Origin of the sequence: Marinobacterium lacunae, from assembly GCF_000705555.1 — a bacterium.
GTDB classification, from domain to species: Bacteria; Pseudomonadota; Gammaproteobacteria; order Pseudomonadales; family Balneatricaceae; genus Marinobacterium_D; species Marinobacterium_D lacunae.
Genome location: NZ_JMQN01000044.1, coordinates 1 through 735, shown reverse-complemented (window position 1 = coordinate 735; position 735 = coordinate 1). Strand labels below are relative to the sequence as shown.

Annotated in this window: 1 protein-coding gene; it reads right to left on the bottom strand. The window is 46.7% G+C overall.

The window, feature by feature from the left end:
- Positions 1-92 precede the first annotated feature (92 nt).
- Positions 93-653, bottom strand: coding sequence for a hypothetical protein (locus ADIMK_RS14765; RefSeq protein WP_036189845.1), 561 nt, complete (start codon positions 651-653; stop codon positions 93-95).
- Positions 654-735 lie beyond the last annotated feature (82 nt).

The following is a 735-nucleotide window of genomic DNA, read 5'->3' as shown; positions in this document are numbered from 1 at the left end:
ATCTAACGCTTTTGTTCAGCGGCGACCTTTTTGCAGCAAAGCGGAGAAAAGGGCGTCCGGTGGAGGCCCGTCAGGGCCGGAACAAACTGCAACTATTTGTTAGGCGCAAGATGGTCAATTTGAGCTTTCCAGTTCAATATCATGTCCCCGACTTCAAATGACCGCCTTTCCATACTATCAATTACTTCACCACAGTTTTCTAAAACCCAGGCTATACATTCAGAACTGAGAGATTTTGACTCATTTACTACGGGCAGCAGCACTTCATAAGTCGTTTTACCGATGACGAAGCCATGAATTGCGTCCACTCTGTGACTGTTAAATTCCTTAAGTCTTCTTACTAGGTCTTTATCTAAACCTAGATCTTTGCACTGATCCACTAACCTACCAAACTCCCGCTGCCTTTTTTCGCCGGCTTTTCGCCGATTTCGATAGTAAATCCTTAGCCAGAAATCAATGATTTGAAGTCGCAAAGACAGAGCCTCTATGAGAAACCCAGCCTCAATGGCTGCCTCAATTCGTTGGCCTATATTATGGAGGTTTGAAAGGTGTGTGTTGATTGAGTCTTCGTCATGTCCAATATCGCTACCATGGTACAACTTGTATGTACCTGAGGGAGCTCTTGCGACTTCTTCAATTAATTCGGTGGACATGCCTCACCTCCTTTTGCCTAACGCCGCACACAGGGGCCGGCAAATAAGCGCAGCGTTTTGGCGGTCCCAGCGACCAACGGGA